This is a genomic window from Vibrio sp. 1874 (assembly GCF_033344395.1).
Taxonomy (GTDB): Bacteria; Pseudomonadota; Gammaproteobacteria; order Enterobacterales; family Vibrionaceae; genus Vibrio; species Vibrio alginolyticus.
Genome location: NZ_JAWPOR010000050.1, coordinates 1 through 2,123 on the forward strand (window position 1 = coordinate 1; position 2,123 = coordinate 2,123).

At 49.9% G+C, this 2,123-nt stretch carries 2 protein-coding genes; one reads left to right on the forward strand and one right to left on the reverse strand.

What is annotated here, in order from left to right:
• A partial coding sequence (locus tag R8N46_RS25795) for a hypothetical protein (protein ID WP_000696720.1) occupies positions 1-292 on the forward strand: 292 nt, incomplete at its 5' end.
• 84 nt (positions 293-376) lie between these two features.
• Here the strand turns inward: R8N46_RS25795 and R8N46_RS24365 are convergent.
• Positions 377-2,123, reverse strand: a 1,747-nt coding sequence (locus R8N46_RS24365; protein ID WP_000452541.1) for a Tn3 family transposase, incomplete at its 5' end; no start/stop codon positions are given.

Genomic DNA, 2,123 nt, shown 5'->3' on the forward strand with positions numbered 1-2,123 from the left:
GCTTAGCGGAAAGTTCTTTTACCCTCAGCCGAAATGCCTGCCGTTGCTAGACATTGCCAGCCAGTGCCCGTCACTCCCTGTCGTCTGGGCGTTCCTCTGGGCTAAACATCGACATGATCCGGCGCTTAATATCGCCGTCCTTGTTGACCAGCGTCTTGGTCACGAAGGCCGCGTATTCTTTGGCGTTGTCGTACCCTTTCCAGACCTCGTGGGGGTCAAGAGCGTAGGCGCAAACCCGCCCAGCGACTGGGATTCTGACCAAGGCGCGTTCTGTCTCAAGGTGGGGTTCTAGGGATTTTCCCCTCTAAAAAGACATAATCCTCTGTAGACCACACCAATAAATGGCTGCGGAGGTGGTTTACTTTCAGCTTGGAGCCTAATCATCCACTATCGGCCTTGTTATTTCGCCAATATTGGGCAATTTCCCAGTATTAGTGAAGTTATACGTTCCGCTTAAGTTGATATTTTGCCACGCAACGGGCGAAACAGCACGAGTGATACCCGCTTTCTCTTCATCTCCTCTCGCTTCAAAGTGTCCCAGAAGATGACTCAGTATCGCGGAGTTGAAGTAGATGATCGCGTTGGCAAGCAATCTTGCGCATTCATTCCAGATAGCGATTTCAGACTCGTTTTTGCCACGGAACTGATCACCATTCACCGACGCAATGGCTCGTCTAAGGAAGTGCCATGCTTCTCCCCGGTTCAGGGCACGTTGCACATACTGCCGCAAACTGGCATCGTCGATGTAGTCAAGTAAATATTGCGCTTTAACCAGTCGATTATACTCCGTCAGAGCCTGTAATATTGGGTGTCCAGAAGGGTAACCAGACAACTTTCTTACCAGCATTGCTTGTGTCGTCCGCTTTGTCTGAAGTGACAGAACAATACGCCTGATATCTTGCCATCCCGTTGTAATAACATTCGTTCTGATAGGCTTCTTTAGCGCCAGTATGGTGCTGCCTTGTTCACTTTCAGTCACATCAAACAGATCATTGATGACACTACTGAACTGCGCGTATCGCGGTGCAAAACTGTAACCGCATAGATCCAGTAAGGCGAAGTTAACATGATTGACACCGTGTGTATCTGTCGAGAGTACGTCAGGTTTGATTTCACTGCTGTTGGATTGTAACAGGTCATAAATATAGTGTGATTCGTGCTCGTTGGAACCGATGATCCGAGCATTGAGGGCGCTGTGGTTGGCCACCAGTGTCATGGCCGTGATCCCTTTGTTGGTGCCGAAATACTTAGAGGAGTACCGGGTTTTAAAGGTTTCCAGATGGGTTTCGAATTTCTGACCATCCGCACTGGCATGCAGCTGGTCCTCCTGAATATGGTAGTGGCGGAAGATGGGTAGCGCTGCAACCGCATTATTGATCACGTCGCTGGCGTCATGCAGCGTTTCAGGCCGGATATAGTTGGCCTGCACCGTACTCAGGTGTTCATAGCTTCGATCGGAGATCTGCGCCATGCCATACACACCACGGTGAGTGGCGTTGGCAATCAGAATGGCCAGTAAATCATCCTGATGAGTGAACCCTTGTTTTTGTATCGGAAGTACATGAGTCAGACATTTCATGAACCCGGTTTCGCGCTCTACATACCGCAGTACATCCGCGATACCGACCGGTTGCATTCGCTTAAAAAAGGGATTGTTGACCAGAGATGTAGCGCTTTTGGTCGGCAGACGCCAGCGGGTACCGGTACGATTTTTCATGATCACATTTCGATTGTCTCCCTCATCAATATGGAGAGCAACGTCTTTGAGTGCACTTTCCAGCCGGTGTTGTTTCTCCTGTAACAATAACTCTGCGGGCTGTTTTAGTCTGTCCAGTGTTGATGAGGCCAGCAAGGTATCCTGCGATGTCTGGGGGATCAGGTCGTCTTCCAGTGCGCGGTATTTGGTAACATTTGGCAAATAAATGCGTCCATTCAGTCGTGAGGTTAACTGCCGGTAGAGCAGCCATTCGTAACGTTGCGGGTTAACGTTATCCTGTTTAACCAACCATGGGAGGTGCTTTTTCGGGATGAGCGACGTATCCATCGTCTTCAGTGGTCCACCGAATGCGATTTCCGTCTGCATCTGTTGAAGTTGGGCGACGACGGCTTCTGAGCCTTTACCG